Source organism: Acinetobacter sp. ANC_7512 (genome assembly GCF_056779935.1).
In genome coordinates this window covers 101,351-118,222 of record NZ_JBWYIX010000009.1, presented here as the reverse complement: position 1 = coordinate 118,222, position 16,872 = coordinate 101,351, and the positions used below count along the sequence as shown (strand labels likewise).

General features: G+C 37.7%; 14 protein-coding genes and 1 pseudogene. 11 read left to right on the top strand and 4 right to left on the bottom strand.

The window, feature by feature from the left end:
• Positions 1-37 precede the first annotated feature (37 nt).
• Positions 38-1,006 carry an MBL fold metallo-hydrolase gene (locus tag AC1M9H_RS09985; RefSeq protein ID WP_481591604.1) on the bottom strand — a complete coding sequence of 323 codons (969 nt, stop codon included), beginning with the start codon at positions 1,004-1,006 and terminating at the stop codon, positions 38-40.
• A 195-nt stretch (positions 1,007-1,201) separates the two neighbouring features.
• Between AC1M9H_RS09985 and AC1M9H_RS09980 the strand changes: the two genes are divergently transcribed.
• Positions 1,202-2,284, top strand: a complete 1,083-nt coding sequence (locus tag AC1M9H_RS09980; protein ID WP_481613298.1) for a zinc-dependent alcohol dehydrogenase family protein — start codon at positions 1,202-1,204, stop codon at positions 2,282-2,284.
• Positions 2,285-2,366: 82 nt separating this feature from the next.
• Here the strand turns inward: AC1M9H_RS09980 and AC1M9H_RS09975 are convergent, their stop codons facing one another.
• Positions 2,367-3,344 carry a DUF4238 domain-containing protein gene (locus AC1M9H_RS09975; protein ID WP_481613297.1) on the bottom strand — a complete coding sequence of 326 codons (978 nt, stop codon included), beginning with the start codon at positions 3,342-3,344 and terminating at the stop codon, positions 2,367-2,369.
• A gap of 60 nt (positions 3,345-3,404) precedes the next feature.
• Positions 3,405-5,462, bottom strand: a complete 2,058-nt coding sequence (gene metG / locus AC1M9H_RS09970; protein ID WP_481613296.1) for a methionine--tRNA ligase — start codon at positions 5,460-5,462, stop codon at positions 3,405-3,407.
• A 120-nt stretch (positions 5,463-5,582) separates the two neighbouring features.
• Between metG and AC1M9H_RS09965 the strand changes: the two genes are divergently transcribed.
• The 3 genes from AC1M9H_RS09965 to AC1M9H_RS09955 all read left to right on the top strand — a co-directional run bounded on the left by AC1M9H_RS09965 (position 5,583) and on the right by AC1M9H_RS09955 (position 8,125).
• Positions 5,583-6,827, top strand: coding sequence for a PDDEXK family nuclease (locus AC1M9H_RS09965; RefSeq protein ID WP_481607747.1), 1,245 nt, complete (start codon positions 5,583-5,585; stop codon positions 6,825-6,827).
• A complete protein-coding gene (locus AC1M9H_RS09960) occupies positions 6,820-7,626 on the top strand; it encodes a hypothetical protein (RefSeq protein WP_481613295.1) in 807 nt (268 codons plus the stop codon). Before AC1M9H_RS09965 ends, AC1M9H_RS09960 begins: the two co-directional genes overlap by 8 nt.
• Before the next feature lie 148 nt (positions 7,627-7,774).
• On the top strand, positions 7,775-8,125 hold the full coding sequence (locus tag AC1M9H_RS09955) for a hypothetical protein (protein WP_092766966.1): 351 nt from the start codon (positions 7,775-7,777) through the stop codon (positions 8,123-8,125).
• A 39-nt stretch (positions 8,126-8,164) separates the two neighbouring features.
• On the opposite strand, the gene AC1M9H_RS09950 is transcribed toward AC1M9H_RS09955, so the two are convergent.
• Positions 8,165-8,443, bottom strand: coding sequence for a hypothetical protein (locus AC1M9H_RS09950; protein WP_481613294.1), 279 nt, complete (start codon positions 8,441-8,443; stop codon positions 8,165-8,167).
• A 376-nt stretch (positions 8,444-8,819) separates the two neighbouring features.
• Here AC1M9H_RS09950 and apbC point away from each other — a divergent pair, with 376 nt between their 5' ends.
• From apbC to AC1M9H_RS09915, 7 genes and pseudogenes are all read left to right on the top strand, one after another.
• On the top strand, positions 8,820-10,103 hold the full coding sequence (apbC, locus tag AC1M9H_RS09945; RefSeq protein WP_481613293.1) for an iron-sulfur cluster carrier protein ApbC: 1,284 nt from the start codon (positions 8,820-8,822) through the stop codon (positions 10,101-10,103).
• A 143-nt stretch (positions 10,104-10,246) separates the two neighbouring features.
• The gene (locus AC1M9H_RS09940) at positions 10,247-10,402 is read left to right on the top strand and encodes a hypothetical protein (protein WP_155756999.1); all 156 of its coding nucleotides are present in this window, start codon (positions 10,247-10,249) and stop codon (positions 10,400-10,402) included.
• A gap of 272 nt (positions 10,403-10,674) precedes the next feature.
• Positions 10,675-11,268, top strand: a complete 594-nt coding sequence (locus AC1M9H_RS09935; RefSeq protein ID WP_035269555.1) for a LysE family translocator — start codon at positions 10,675-10,677, stop codon at positions 11,266-11,268.
• Positions 11,269-11,382: 114 nt separating this feature from the next.
• Complete coding sequence (gene dcd, locus AC1M9H_RS09930) at positions 11,383-11,952, top strand: dCTP deaminase (RefSeq protein ID WP_004694514.1); 570 nt, start codon at positions 11,383-11,385, stop codon at positions 11,950-11,952.
• 218 nt (positions 11,953-12,170) lie between these two features.
• Positions 12,171-13,580: pseudogene (locus AC1M9H_RS09925) on the top strand (hypothetical protein); the annotation flags it as partial.
• A gap of 106 nt (positions 13,581-13,686) precedes the next feature.
• A complete protein-coding gene (locus AC1M9H_RS09920) occupies positions 13,687-14,376 on the top strand; it encodes a hypothetical protein (protein WP_179999378.1) in 690 nt (229 codons plus the stop codon).
• Between the two features lie 25 nt (positions 14,377-14,401).
• A complete protein-coding gene (locus tag AC1M9H_RS09915; protein WP_481613292.1) occupies positions 14,402-16,870 on the top strand; it encodes a DUF6160 family protein in 2,469 nt (822 codons plus the stop codon).
• Positions 16,871-16,872: the final 2 nt, after the last annotated feature.

The following is a 16,872-nucleotide window of genomic DNA, read 5'->3' as shown; positions in this document are numbered from 1 at the left end:
AAAATACTTGAAATTTCAACTATTGCATGAATTTAGTTTAATCTTTAAAGTGAACCGGTATCCATTGGTAGCTTTGTCCATCTTTGGAATAAATGTGCCCAAGCCCCGGGAATGGTAAATGCGGTGCCGCAATCAGCTGTCCGTCTTTAGCATATTCAGCAAAGTGTTTTAAGCGTGTTTCTACGGCTGCTTTTGGATCAATATCGAATTCGATAGCAGTTTCGGGTTTGTCGAACTGCAAAGTATGAGAATGCACAATATCACCAATAAATACCACGTCTTGCTCAGGAGTTTTGAGTTTAAAGCTGTAATGTCCTGGGGTGTGACCAAAAGATGGTTTAAATTGCACATTACCAAAAGCTAAAGATTTGTCAGAAAAAACTTTAATTTTTTGGGCTTTTTCATACGGTGCAAGAGCAGCTTTAATCTTTTCTACTGTACCTAGGAAACCAGCTTGTTTCTCTTTTGGTAGTTTTTTAACCGTATTTGGACTCATCCAGTAATCGTATTCAGTTTTGGCAATATGCAGGGTGGCGTTTGGATAATTCGCTACGCCATTGTTTGAAATACCGCAAACATGGTCAGGGTGTAAGTGAGTGAGGAAGATACCATTCACTTGCGTAGGCTGATAACCAGATGCTTTGAGGTTGTTATAGATTGAACCTAAATGTGCGCCAAAGCAGCTAGCAGCTCCGCTGTCGACCATCAGCAGTTGGTTGCCTGTATTGATGAGAAAGGCGTTGACTGAGGTTTGTATGCCTTTGTCGTTCACCGCAGCGTATTTCTTTAGGATTTCAGTTTTATCAAAGTCGCTTAAGCCTTTAAACATAGATGGATTGAGATAGTTTGTACCATCGAGTAGGGCGGTGATTTGGGTGTTTCCGATTTGGTGATGGTAGTAGCCAGCGACTTGTTTTTGAGGTTGTACTGTTGATTCAGTAGCCTGAATACCAGAAGAAATGGTGGATAGAGATAGTGCTAGACAAGTGTATTTTATAAGTTTCATCGCTATTTATAGTCATCAGGTCGATATTTTATTTTTAGCACAATTTTTTATTTTTTTCATTTCAGCTTTTACAGCAATAAATCGCATAGGTGAATTATAAAAAGACTAATCAATGAAACATGATTAGCACACAAGCGAGATCAACTCATGGCTAGATAGAAACACAATTGGTGAAATGAAAATAAGGAAATAAAAATGTCGACGATGCGTGCAGTTGTCTATTATGGTGAAAATGATATTCGTTTTGAAGAGCGTCCAAAACCACAAGTGATTGATCCCACAGATGCTGTAATTAAAATTGTGAAAACCACGATTTGTGGGACAGATCTAGGGATTTGGAAAGGTAAAAACCCTGAAATTGAAGAAACTGCAAAACAAAAAACAGGCAGTTTTAATGGTCGTATTTTAGGGCACGAAGGCATTGGTATTGTTGAAGAGGTAGGCAGTGCTGTAAAAAACTTTAAAAAAGGTGACCGTGTCATTATCTCTTGTGTCAGCCGTTGTGGTACCTGTGAAAACTGCCAAAAGCAGTTATATGCTCATTGCCGTAATGAAGGCGGTTGGATTATGGGTTATATGATTGATGGTACACATGCCGAATATGTACGTACCCCATTTGCAGATACCTCACTGTATCCACTGCCTGAAGGCTTAAACGAAGAGGTTGCTGTTTTTCTCTCTGATGTATTGCCAACAGCACATGAAATTGGTGTGCAATATGGTGATGTAAAACCAGGTGATGTGATTGCGATTGTGGGTACAGGTCCAATTGGTATGGGCTGTTTGTTAACTTCTCAGTTCTATTCACCTTCGCAAATTATTGCCGTGGATATGGATGATAACCGTCTAGCACTAGCCAAAGAATTGGGTGCAACGCATACGATTAACTCAGGTAAAGAAGATGCTGTGAAACGTATTTTAGAGTTGACGAATGGCCGTGGTGTGGACTGTGCAATGGAAGCAGTAGGCATCGAGCCGACTTGGAATATTTGTCAAAATATTGTGAAAGAAGGCGGGCATATTGCCAACGTGGGTGTGCATGGTAAGCCAGTGAATTTTGAGCTGAATAAACTGTGGATTAAGAATCTCACCATTACTACAGGTTTAGTGAATGCCAACACCACAGGGATGCTATTAAAGAGCTGTTGTTCGGGTAAGTTGCCTTTAGAAAAGCTTGCAACGCATCATTTTAAATTTGATGATTTTGAAAAAGCGTATGATGTGTTTAAACATGCTGCTGATGAAAATGCCATGAAAGTAATCATTGAAGTGGCCTAATTACTTCTAAAATTTAGTAAAAGGCTTCTTCGGAAGTCTTTTTTATTATTCTAGATGATTGCACAGCTCGCCAAAATCTTATCTATATAAAGTCCTTTTCAGTTATAGCATAAAGATATCTATTACAGTGTCGTTTAATAAGGTTGTTAACCCAATAAATCTTATTAGTATCAGAGGTTTCCTCTATAAAAACTAATTTATTAATTACATTTTCTTCAGGGTAGTTTTCTAATTCTTTTGAAATATAATCTCTTATTTGGTCACTGTAGGAATTTTCTTTGAGTATCAAATAAATATGTTGTGAAATCGGAAAAATACATTCAAACTCCTTATTATTAAAATGATCGAGCTTATAATTTATACATGGATTATCTGAAGTGATAATATTTATTTCTGTACAATTTTTAACTATATGAAGAGTATTTAAATCTTTGAGTAAAGATAAATGTAATTTTTCATTTATGATTAAGGATACATATATAGAAATGGTATACATTTCCTCATATGTTAAATCAGGATGATATTTCTTAAATTCAAAATGAGCCTTATCTAGCACCTTTCGAGTTCTAAGAAATTGTAGTGTCATATAAAATAATAACTCTTGATATTCTTTCTTATCTATATGAAGGTTCTCAGATTGAATAATTTTTGTGATGATAGGTGATGCCTTACTTTCAAAATATGAAAAATATTCTTCGATAATATTTGTTTGAAACTCTTTTATTATTTCATTCGTTTCACCATCAGTTCTAATTTTTTCATTAGGATAAATGTTCTTAACTATCTCCCATTTTAATAAAATCCGATTTATAGATTTAATAACTTTTTTATAAATTGTTGTGTTATGTGCATCTAGTATTTCTACAATATTTTCTAAAGCCCTTATAGCTTCGTAACTTAAAGGTCTAATTCTATAAAAGAATTTACTATAAGCTGTAGCATTAGTTTTGACTAGAAATGGCTTTGATTTCAAATCACAGGCAAAGATTCTATCTTGATCTTTACTCCAAGCCTTTAAATAAAATTGGCTAACATAGTGTTGTTTTTTCTTTAAATTCATAATTTCAAAATTAAAAAGCCCCACTAAAATATAGCAGGGCTCTTTATAAGTATATATATGTTAAGACACTTTATCACCCGGTTTAGCACCAGATTCAGGTGAAATCACCCAAACGCCGTCGCCATTACCCGCAGCGAGTACCATACCGTTAGAAATACCAAAACGCATCTTACGTGGTGCAAGGTTTGCCACCATCACCACCAATTTGCCTTTTAAGTCTTCAGGGTTATAGAACTCACGAATACCGCTAAACACGTTACGTGGTTCAGCTTCACCAACATTTAAAGTGAGTTGTAAAAGTTTATCCGAACCTTCAACGTGAGCTGCTTCTAAAACTTCAGCCACACGTAGGTCAACTTTCATAAAGTCTTCGATACCGATAATTTCAGCTTCACCTACTCTCGGCTCAGCTTTCTTCTCTTTGGCTTTCTCTTTTTTCTTTTCAGCTTTTGGTGCTTCCGCAGGTGCAGCTAAAGAATCTTTAGATGCATCGACCATTGCAGCCACAGCTTTTGGATCTACACGTTGCATTAATGGTTGGAACAATGCGATTTCATGTGCAACCAAAACTTGCTTACGAGATTCAAAGTTGAAGCTGTCTAATTGTAAGAATGCTTGAACTTGATCTGCCAAAGTTGGAAGTACAGGTGCAAGGTACACCGCCAATTGACGGAATAGGTTAATACCGACAGAACATACGTCATGAACTTGTTGTTCTTCGCCCTCAATCTTCGCTAAAGCCCAAGGCTTTTTCTCATCGATGTATTGGTTGGCTTTATCTGCAAGCGCCATGATTTCACGAATGGCAGTTGAGAATTCACGTGATTCGTATGCTTGCGCAATTGAATCACCAGCATCAATAAAGCTTTGAACCAATTCAGGCTCTGCACATGTAGCAGACAATTTATTGTTAAATTTCGTGTTAATGAATTTCGCACAACGACTTGCGATGTTCACCACTTTACCAACAAGGTCAGAATTCACTTTTTGAACGAAATCATCAAGGTTCAAGTCAGAATCTTCAACTTTGTCAGAAAGTTTAGACGCAAAGTAGTAACGTAAATATTCAGGGTTTAAATGCTCTAAATACGTTTCCGCTTTAATGAACGTACCACGAGATTTTGACATCTTCTGACCGTTTACAGTCAAGAAACCGTTTACGAATAGGCTTGTCGGTGTACGGTAGTTGGCACCTTCAAGCATTGCAGGCCAGAACAATGCGTGGAAATACACGATGTCTTTACCAATGAAGTGATACACCTCATTTTTAGAATCTTTTTTCCAATAGTCATCAAAGCTTAAGTCAGGACGTTTAGTTTTGATGTAATTTTCAAAGCTCGACATATAGCCGATTGGCGCATCCACCCAAACATAGAAGTATTTATTTGGAGCATCAGGGATTTCAAAACCGAAGTAAGGCGCATCACGAGAAATATCCCAATCCGACAAACCTGCTTCAAACCATTCATCTAACTTGTTGGCAATCGACACAGGTAAACGACCTTCGTCACGTGTCCATTTTTGTAGGTATTCACCAAAGTTCGGTAGTTTAAAGAAGTAGTGATCTGAAGATTTCTCAACAGGAGTCGCACCGCTTAAAGTCGATTTTGGATTGAGTAATTCAGTTGCGTTGTAGGTTGTGCCGCAGACTTCGCATGAGTCGCCGTATTGATCTTCCGCTTTACATTTCGGGCAGGTGCCTTTAATAAAACGGTCTGATAAGAACATGCCTTTTTCAGGGTCAAACAATTGCGTTACAGGGCGCACCGCAATATTGCCTGCTTCACGGTTCTTAATATAAATCTCAGAAGCACGTGCTTGGTTTTCAGCGCTGTTGGTTGAATCGTAATGATCGAAATCAACCTTGAAGCCGGCAAAGTCACGCTCATGTTCTTTTTGTACATTGGCAATTTGCTGTTCTGGAGTAATACCGTTGGCTTCAGCACGTAGCATAATTGCTGTGCCGTGAGCATCGTCCGCGCAGACATAAGTCACGTTATGACCCATTGCACGCATCGCACGTACCCAAATATCTGCTTGGATATAACCGAGTAAGTGACCCATATGGATCGGGCCATTGGCGTATGGAAGGGCGTTAGTGACTAAGATATTACGCACGGATATGACTCTCTCATTCGTATATTATGCAAGGTGCATGATTTTACCTGATGCGCGAGGGAATACAAAGTAAAGGTTTATGCTAACCTTAAATAGAAATAGTTAATCAATAGAAATTATATGAGCATATTTTCTTTAAAAAATGGACAGTTAAATCAAGTTGCTACTACTAATTTCGCTAGTGAGTCGATCCTAGAACGTCAAGATTTACAGAAAGCAATACAACAAAATATTAGTGTGGTAGCACCAAATTGCTTAATTTTGGCAGAAGAATATGCTGAATGGGATTCTTCACGTAAACGAATAGATCTACTAGCAATTGATCAGCAAGCAAATTTAGTAATTATTGAACTAAAACGTACAGATTCTGGTGATCATATGGAGCTACAAGCTCTCCGTTATGCTTCAATGATTTCGACTATGACACTTGAACATGCAGTAGATGTTTATCGAAATTATAAACATAAAAATGGTGATATTGATTTAACAAAGGAAGAAGCACTAGCAGATTTGGAAAACTTCGTAGAAATTGAATTAGATGAAACTAATTTTGGCAATGATGTTCGAATAGTTTTAGTTTCGGCTGACTTTTCCAAAGAATTGACTACATCTGTTATTTGGTTGAATGAACGTGATCTTGATATAACATGTGTAAGAATGAAGCCATACAAATTTGAAGATAATATTTTATTAGATATTCAACAAGTTATACCTTTACCAGAGGCAAAAGATTATCAGGTTAAAGCACAGAAAAAAGCTGAAGAAAGAAGAGAAAAACAGAAAAGTATAGCTGTAAGAGATAATTCAAGATATTTATTTAATGGTAAAGAATTAAATAAGCGGAAATTAGTATTAGAAATCATACATGAACATATTAAAAATAAAGGCATAACATCATATAGACAGCTTTTAGAGGAATTTCCCCAAGATCTAAGGAAAGGAAAGAAACTTTTTAGAGAGTTCAATGATGCATTTACAAATGAATCTTCAAGATATTTCATGAACGAATACGAAGTTCTTAATTTGGAAGAAGGAAAATTTGTAATTTCTAATCAGTGGGGGATTGGTAATATTCAATCTATTTTAGATAAAGCCGATTCTTTGGGATATGAAATAAATATCATCAATGAAAATGCTGTAATAGTTCAAGAGGTATTTTATCAAGACTATTGTATTCAAAAATTTTCCAATAAAACGATTACTATCCTTAAAAACAAAGTTATACAGACGCCAGTGAAGCCGATTTTAATAAATTTAGCGAGAGAAATTAATATAAATACAAAAAACAGTAGAGGTAATGATAAAAATACAAGAACATTAGGGGCTGATATCCTCGAAAAATTGAGTGAAATGAAAAATGTATGAGTTGGAAGATGATTTAGAGTTCAATCAACCTGTAAAACGCATCAAATCGAATGTGCAGGGCTTACCAACTCTGGGTAAGCAAATTCTTAATCAGGCACAGGATTATCTTGATCAAATCTCACAAGGCGAACATACACTTTTAGTCAATCATTTACGTGAACTTGCCCAGCAAGATGAATATTTTAATGTGCTTGCCGATCAGTTGGATCAACCTGTCGGTTCGAAAGTTGCCAATGATGCGTTAAATCTGATGCGCTTTTGGCAACAAATTCATGCTTATGAAGATGTGCAAAGTTTTAACTTACTTGATGTTATTAACACTGAAGCTTTTCAAAAAGATGTGTTGACCGCTTTCGATGCTATGCAGATCGATGAGCAGAATAAAGCCTTGCGTCGTCCTGTGATTATAGAAGCTTTTAAAATGTATAAACTCGGCTGTTATGCAGGTTGTGTACCATTACTTTATGCCCAACTTGAAGGTTTACTGACAGACGTGCTGATTCAACAAGGTTTCTTAAAGCAAAATGGCACGAAGTTAGTCGATGTTTATAAAATTGTACCGGGTTTGAAAGGCAATGAAATTAAGAGCCTTTGGCATAAATCTAAGATTGCCATTGAGCTTAATCCATACTTTGCTGAACTCGCGGCTTATAAAATGGATGCAAGCTCGAATGTGACCGCGACACGTCATAATATTTTGCATGGCACGGATGTCGAGCATTTCACACAAGCACGAAACTTTATTTTATTTATTTGGTTGTTTTCTGCATTGAACTTTATGTCGAGTATTCGCTCCTAAATTCATCATTTTCAACTCAAAAGTTACAGCGTAGTGTTGTTCTACATCATCATGTGAGAAATTGTAGTGATTCGAAACATTTACGATGAGCACTGCAAATCTTCGATATAACTAAGATTCACTATCAAAGCGATAATGAGGATTGAAGATGTCGAATAATAAAATTGATGACTTAAAAAACAAAGCTTCAGAACTCGGCGATGATCTGAAATTGAAGGCGAAAGAAGCTGAGCTGAAAGGCGAGAAAGCATTGGATCAAGTGAAGCATGGTGCAGCAGAAGCCAAGCTTGAAGGTGAAAAAAAACTGAATGATCTTAAACATGATACGCAGCAAAATTCTTCTGAAGCGCATTCAACTTTAGATGATTTAAAACATAAAGCGGTAGATTTAAAAGAGCAAGCAGCAGATAAATTGCATGACCTGAAAGATCAAGCGAGTGAAAAATTTGCGGATCTTAAAGCAAAAGCATCAGAGAAAATTGATCAACTGAAAAAGTAAATTGATCACAAAAAAGCTCATCATCAGATGAGCTTTTTTTTAATTTTTTCTAATCCATTCGATTTTTCTAATTTCATTATTCACCACAGTAAAGGTGTAAATCAGATCATGAAATTCGTAGGTATAGCTATAAGCCGTAAAACGATTTTTTCCTTCTTTCCATTCATAATGTTGTGTTGAAGTCGGCGTCTGCTTCATGTGTGAGCTTAATTTTGCATAAGAGTCACCTAAGCTGATGATTTGTCCTGAAGGAGTACGAAAACTTCGGGATTCATTGGCGGCATAGCCTGAAATTGGTAGAAGGAGCATTGTGCTCATTAAGGCAGTTATTGAGCATGTTTTTAATTTAAGTTTCAGATTTATTTGTTTTAAAGACATATCGTAGCGTTATCTTGGTTTTATATTCTTTTCAATTTTAATGTTAAAAATTCGCTATTGTGTTGGTATTTGTTGAAAGCATGAATCACTTGCAACATGAATCAAGGCGTTTAACAGTGAAATCAAGTTTATAGCCTGTATCAATGACATCAATCGAGATACGCCAATAAAAATAATAAAAAAGCTGACTAATTTAGTTGGAATTCGACTAACATATTTCTATTCAACCGGGGATCAATATATTGTTGCTTAACCTTGTTGATATTTCTCGTTAAACTATTTCTTTATCAGTTTCTGTCCAGACTTGGAGTACGGTATGTCGTGGCTTTCTTCACTCAAATCTGTTTTTTCACCCTCAAAGGAGGTGAATGAAGAGGCTGTACAACACGTATTACAACACTACGTTTTGCCGAATTCTGACAATTTTTTGAAAGATCGAATCACACAGGTCAATGTTGAAGGTGATGTACTGCAAATTACCATTAATACCGTGCCAAGTGAAAAAGATCAGTTACAGCAAATTCACGATGAACTTGCTGATGCTTTGGAAAAGTGTGGGATTAAAGAGCTGAATATGCATGTCATTCAGCAAAAAACAGGCAGTCATGCTCAACAACAAGGTGGTTGTGGGCACAACCATGCAGCAGGTGAAAGCTGTTCAAGCAAAAAAGCCGAAGCCCCAAAATCCAATCTGCCTCCTGTTGTAGATGCATCTGTAAGCCAAGATGCGGTAAAACAAGCGAATGCGAATTACCAACCTCAACAAGAAGAAGCACCGATTCAAAAAGCTGCACCACAGCAACGTGATGTACCTAAGCATCCACGTATCCAGAACGTGATTTTAGTTTCGTCAGGTAAGGGTGGTGTAGGGAAATCAACCACTACGGTAAATTTAGCTCTGGCATTACAAAAGCTCGGGCTGAAAGTAGGTGTGTTGGATGCAGATATCTATGGTCCAAGTATCCCAACGATGCTTGGCAATGCCGGTAAAACCCCAATGATCGAGGCAGAACATTTTGTACCGTTGGATGCTTTTGGTATGGCGGTGTTGTCAATTGGTCATCTGACAGGAGATCACAATACTCCTGTGGCTTGGCGTGGTCCAAAAGCAACAGGCGCATTGATGCAACTGTTCAACCAAACCCTTTGGCCTGATCTTGATGTATTAATGATCGACATGCCACCAGGAACAGGGGATATTCAATTAACTCTGGCACAACGTATTCCAGTGACCGGTGCAGTGATCGTGACGACACCACAAAATGTCGCATTGATGGATGCGACCAAAGGTATTGAATTGTTTAACCGTGTTCAAATTCCTGTGATGGGCGTGGTGGAAAATATGTCGACACATATTTGTTCAAACTGTGGCCATGAAGAGCAAATCTTTGGTACTGGTGGTGGCGATAAGTTATCGGAACAATACGATATTCCATTACTTGGACGTTTACCATTGAATGCGAAAATCCGAGAGCATGCCGATGAAGGTAAACCATCTGTATTGATTGGTGATGATGCAGCAGATAGTTATATTGAAATTGCACAGAAGATTGCAGCTGCATTGCCTAAAGCTGAAAGAGATCAAAGTCGGATTTTCTAAGTATTTGAAAAGACCCAATGTTAAACCTGTCTAAGTCTGACTTAGGCAAGTTTTTTTGTTGACCGTTCGTCGTTTTAGGATTATTTACTCTAATTTTTCTACCTAAAATATTTTGTGAAATTTCACGTTATATGGGTATAGAAATGCGTTCAATCACTGCAATGAAGATGGTTATGATTTCTCTCATTCTGTCAACGACAGCTTCTGCTGCTATTATTCCTTATGTTGATTATCCTAAAGAATTCCAAAAGAAATCTTTAAATATTCAGGTTCAAGAAGCTGAACAACAGTCAAATTAATGCTTGAACTCAGCATCACAGCGTGAATGGACTGTGATGCTGAATTTCATCGATGAAGAACGTGCTATAAGCATTTTTGCAAGAGTACATCATGTTTTTCGTTTCGATTACATTGTGTGACTTCAGAGTTATAATTTAAATGACAAACTAACCTGATGAAAAATATTACAAAAAAAATTGTGTTTCATTCTTGAGAAATTTTCACACAAATAATATTTTGCCAATTGAAATAATCCTGATTAATCTGAGCGCATTATCAGCGAGGTCATCCTATGATTTCATGGCTCTTTATTGCGTTGGTTACCACGATTTTATTCACACCCGGACCAACCAATACTTTACTTGCATCTTCAGGCATACAGGTAGGTATTAAAAAGTCATTTCGCTTAATACCCGCGGAAGCATTAGGCTATCTTATTGCCATCACTGCATGGGGATTTTTAATTGGTCGTGTCACCACTCATTTGCCAATTTTGCCAGTGATATTAAAATTATTTAGTTCATTCTATATTATCTATCTGGCCATCAAATTATGGCGCACTGCCAACGTAGAACATCAGTTGAATCAGCCCACCATCAAGGCTTCTGAATTATTCTGTGCAACTTTACTCAATCCTAAAGCTTTGCTTTTTGCCTCGGCTATTTTCCCTGCAATTGTTTGGGTGAGTGTAGATTATTATATTGCGCACATGTTGATGTTTATTTTATTGATCCTACCCATCGCTTTTATTTGGACACTCATTGGGTCGCTGTTAGCCAATAATAAAATTAAATGGTTAAACCAGTCCAATATGCAAAAAACAGCATCCTTAGTCCTGATGAGTTTCTCAATTCCAATGAGTTATTCGGCATTGTTAAGTCTTTAAGATGATTCACCGCAGCAGACTGAATAGGAATACAAATCGTGGGTTATTTCCATTGACGGGGTTTTCAGTTAAAGTACAGCGCAGTAATTGAATATGTATTCTGGGAATAAATAAATGGCAATTAAGTCTGATCGTTGGATTCGCGAAATGAGCGAAAAACACGGCATGATTGAACCGTATGCAGAAAACCAAGTTCGTTTAGACGAAAATGGTCAAAAACTCATTTCATATGGCGTTTCAAGCTATGGTTATGATGTTCGTTGTGCGCGTGAGTTCAAAGTGTTCACAAACGTTCACTCTGCTATTGTTGACCCAAAAAATTTCGATGATAAAAGTTTTATCGATATCGAAGCTGACGTGTGTATTATTCCACCTAACTCATTTGCACTTGCTCGTACAGTAGAATACTTCCGTATCCCACGTAATGTCTTGACGGTGTGTTTAGGTAAATCAACCTATGCGCGTTGCGGTATTATTGTAAACGTGACGCCACTTGAGCCAGAGTGGGAAGGTCATGTGACCTTGGAATTTTCAAATACAACCAATTTACCTGCACGTATTTATGCTGGTGAAGGTGTTGCTCAAATGTTGTTCTTTGAGTCTGATGAAGTGTGCGAAACATCTTATAAAGATCGTGGTGGAAAATATCAAGGTCAAACAGGTGTAACTTTACCTAAAACCTAAGTATTGAATTGTAAGACTTCATGCAAAAAGCAAACTCAATGAGTTTGCTTTTTTTATAAGTATTTGAAAAAATGAATTTATTCATTTATCGGAAAAAATGCCAACCCAATCGCAATTTTTTGCAAATTCTACTTCATTTATATACTATAAACTGTGATGTAATCTTAATATTAAAAGAGAAGCATGGAATTCTTCTCTGAACAATTAAAAATATAAATATGGTGCAAGGCATCGTATACGGGAAGGTCGAGATGGCACTTAATTATACGAACATATTTAATCAGACTTTACTTGCAAGTTTAATGACGCTTACTACGGTTTCGGTCTATGCATTGCAGCCTCTTTCGGATGAAAATTTAAGTGCGACGACTGGTGAGGGTGTCGCCATGATTCCTCAAGATGCTTATTTTGTTTTTCAAGGGGAAAATTCAACTGCGGCAGATTTAATGAATCGCCAAAAAGATACCGGATATATTCATCTCATTCCAGTGGGTCCTTTAACGGATGCGGCATTGGATACCAATAAAAATGGAACAGTAGGGTCAGAAGATCATTCCGTGGGTAAGGCTGATTTGTTCGTGTATGGTCTCGCATTATCTAAATCTGATAATAATCACAATACGCGCTTAGCTGCGACAGATAAAGATGCACGTATAGGATCATGGGGAACAGCAACCAATCCATGGCTACTTCGAGTCGGTACTGAAAATCAGGTTCCAAATTTTGATTTAAATAAAACATGTATAAGTAATGATCCTAGCTGTCAGGTTCCATTCTTGACGCTTGAAGCTCCATTAATGGACACAGTTCGTCCTACGGATGCAGCCAATGGTCTTGATGCTTACAGATTGAAGATGGCCATGTGGGCGGATGCTTTTGTTCTTGATCCATCTCGTAAAGAAGGGGATCCACTACTTTACCAATTGGGTGAAAAAGCAGGAACGAGTAATGCGGATCGTGCTAATCGACTTCGTTTACAGGCCATTTGGAATAACTTTTCCATTAATGGAAGTAATATAAAAATCTTTCAAACTTTAAATGGTGCAAGTAACCAAGCAGGCATGAGTGCATTTTATAACAACACCTTGGGTGTTGCTGGACTTGTGCGTTTGAACTCTGGTGATGGTCAAAATCTGACGACGGGGAATAAAACAGCCAATATTCTCAGATTGAGTACGCGTGAAACATCAGACACTCCTAATTTACAAACCCCTGCCATCAACAATACTCTGGCACCAGTATTTGATGCCAATGAGGGTATCTTTATTCATAATTTGAATGCCAATATCGTATTGGGTTCACTCTATCAGCCTTTGATTCTAGGATCTGATGGTAAAAACTTTAGTTTGGAACTCACGCGTATTCCAAATAAACCTGAAATTTATAAAAAAATATACACAGATTATAGCAATCCAAACTCGACAGAATATGCGGGCTCAACCTGTAACTTTTATAAATGTGGTAACAATGGTTTGAATGGCTATCAAGGGACGAATGCAACACATAGCAGTATCACTATTGGAAGTACTTCTTATAACGCTGCGAATAATACTTTAAGTGCTTATAAAGGATCAGATGCAGTAGGTATAAGTTTTGGTGCAGTCAATCCAATTCCCCAAACGCCTAATGCCGCATTGCCACCTTCAAATTTTAAAAATATGGGTTCTGCGGTTATTGATGGTGTTCTTATTCAGCATATGAAAATCACCACAAAAGGATTATAGGAGAGCATTCATGAAAAATTCATTAGTCGCTGTCCTATTCAGTGTTATAGCATCAATGACTTATGCTCTTGAGCCCATGTCAGATGAAGCTTTAAAAAATGTTGAAGGACAAGCTGGAGCTGATCTCTCATTAAAACTTTCTTTAAACCAAAAGTTAGTGACTGAGAATAATGTTCAACGTTATGTGTTTGATGATGCACTGTGTAAGGATGTGGAATATTGTCGTCTCGCACTTGCTGTCAATAATCGCTATATCAAAGATGGTCAAGCAAGTAGTACGGATGGTTTTAAATTATGGCTTGTTTTTAAAGGGATTCAGGGCACTCTAAATATTCAAAAGATTGGCTTGGATGGTGTAGATCTCAGCTATAAAAATGATTCTGGTACTGATCAGCTTAAAGCAGCGATGCAACTGAGCTTTGATGCATCTAAGCCAATTCAAATTCGTAATTTTGGTTTTGATGCTTTGGCTTTTGGTCAGGATAAATTTACCAGTAATGCCACCACTGAGGGTGTAGGAACAAGTCCTGCTGACTATGGTTACCTGCAAGTGACACGTTATGATTCATCTAATGCTCCTCGTTCTGCATATGACCATGGGCGAGAAACTGGTTTTATGGGTTTAAAAATGAATGGTAATTTAGCTGTTCAGGGTAAAGTCATGATGTTTGGTTGTGACGGCAGTCACCAGCGTTGTTGAAATTAAACATGCATAAGGAAATGTGATGAACAATAAAAAATATAATCACAGCTCATTGTTGGTTATGAATGCATTAAGCCTGAGTATCTTGCTTGCAAGTGGTCATGCCATGGCTTTAGAAGTGATGCATGATGAAGCTTTGCGAAATGTAAATGGTCAAGATGGTGTGCATATCTCGACAACATTGACTGAAGCCAACATGGATCAGGTCTATTGGCAAGATCAAGCTGGTCGTAGCAGTAGTGGAGCAACCAATAATACATTGCAGGCAACAGCAGATAATGTCTCTATTCGAAAAAGTAATGTCTCTAATCAAACATTAGGGGCAGATATTAAAATTAATGCTGGAAGCAATGCGAACCAAGCAGGTTTAGACTTCAATGCCAGTGTGACACCTGCTTTAGTGACCATGAATAATCTCAGAATTTGTGATAACGAGAGTTCAAGCCGTTGTAGTTTTTCAATGGGTCAATTGGCTTTACAAACTACTTCGAATACTGATTTATCACTTAGAACGATTCACGGATTATTCAGCAAAGAGAATCTTAGCGAAATCGCACTAGGGATTAAAAATGCCAATATCTATTTAGGGCAGACTGACGCACGAAACCAACTCAACCAACTTGTTTTAAACAACTTCAATTTCAACTTCAAAGCACGTGGTGCCATGTTTGTGGATGAAGTTGAGGGATTGAGAATGCAGTCGAATACACGTACAGGGTCGACAGATAATGTTGCCGGTATGAGTAGTACGCCTAATGATAATTTGGGTTATGTGGATTTAAACCGTGTTGCAAATTCGGCTTCAAAAAAAGCAGGATTTATTAACACAGGAACCTATGGCAATGGTAAGTCAGGTGCTGAGGGTGAAACAACAAACTCAGGTCTAAATATTGAAGTAATGTTGAATAAGAACGTGAGTTCAATTGACCCATATGCTTTAAATAGCAATACGAATAATCCTCAAGGAGCTAAAGGTCTCATCCGTGTAGGTGCCAGCGGGCGAATGGTCAATTCATCGTTGCAATTTCGTGGTACAAAAGGCAATGAAAGTGTTCTAGGAAATGCCAATAGTCCAACAGCTTCATCTAGTAATAGTGTAATTGGTGATTCTGGAATCGGATTCCGTATGAAAGCTGACTTTACCAAAGACAATGATTCAATGCTCGGAAGTGATGGACAAGCAACGACTTTAGAAATTGGGGGGGCAGGTCTAAATGCATACGGTTTTGAGTTTAGTAACTTAACAGGGTTAAGACCAAATACTCGAGCATCTTTTGACAGTGGTAATGTGTATCTCAATTTAGCCGATACAAAAACACTTCGCTTACCTGAAAACGAAGTGTTCCAAAAAAGTCGTTTTGGTAATGGAAGTTATTTAACCTTAGCAACTGATTATCAGCACCAAATTCATAATGCAGTAACAGGTGATAATCCATACAGCTTGATTGCTGCGATTCGTGGTGCTGAATTTCAGTCTATTTCCCGCCGTGGACGTTTTACCAATAGTGCAGGAACACCAGAAGCTAACTTGTTTGCGAATACAAATGTTAAAAATGAGTGGGGCTTGGCACTGCCTTTTTATAATCTGAATGCCAATCTTGCTCTATATGGAACATCAGTTCGTGCAGATCAAGCTTTTTATTACACATTAGCAGGCTCCAATGTTGTTAAAAATATGATTGCTACAGCGGGTAATACCTCTAGAATTGGTTTGTCTTTTGCAATGAGTACCTCTGGGGTAGATCGAGCTAATGGTCAAGCGCTAGGTAATAAAACCACGTCAATTTTAGTGGTTGATGGAGGTAAGGTGGGCAGTGGAGATACGGCAACATCAACCGATTACTATATGGGTTTACGTAATATTGATCTGTACGCGAAGGGTACAGGAAATATGGGCGTAGAAAATGGTAGTGTAAATGTCAGTTTACGCGATATGTTGATTGTTTTATCAACAGAAGTTGCTGCGGGTTATCTGCCAGGTACCATTTATAAAACCTGTAAATTAAATAGTGGAGCAGCAGGATGTGCTACGCGAAGTTCATCACCAGACAACAATTTTGCTTTAGCTGATGATGTGATGTTTGTGGTGAAATCACGTCTTGGTGGTGATGTTGATTTTTCTTTAATTCCAAATAATGCTGCTGAAGATGGTCAGAGCTTAACTTTTGTAGGTGAATTAGAGCTGAAAGGTGACAATAACACCTTCCAAATTACCGATCCTCATAATGGTTCAACACTTGGTTTAGACCGTTTGACAGGTAAAATTGCATTTAATAATGCATTGGTTGTTAGTAAAGATCAAAATGGTGCGGGACAATTTGGTGTGAATGCTGCCTTGATGTTTAATCCTCAAAAGACAACTTCGGGTGTTTTTAGAGCAAGAGACATCAACTTCTATCCTCCAACTGTAGGTGCTGGCGCTCGTTTAGGCGAATTGGCTATTACTGGCGGTCGCTTGAATAGTGAATTGCGCATTACACCTCGAAATTAATA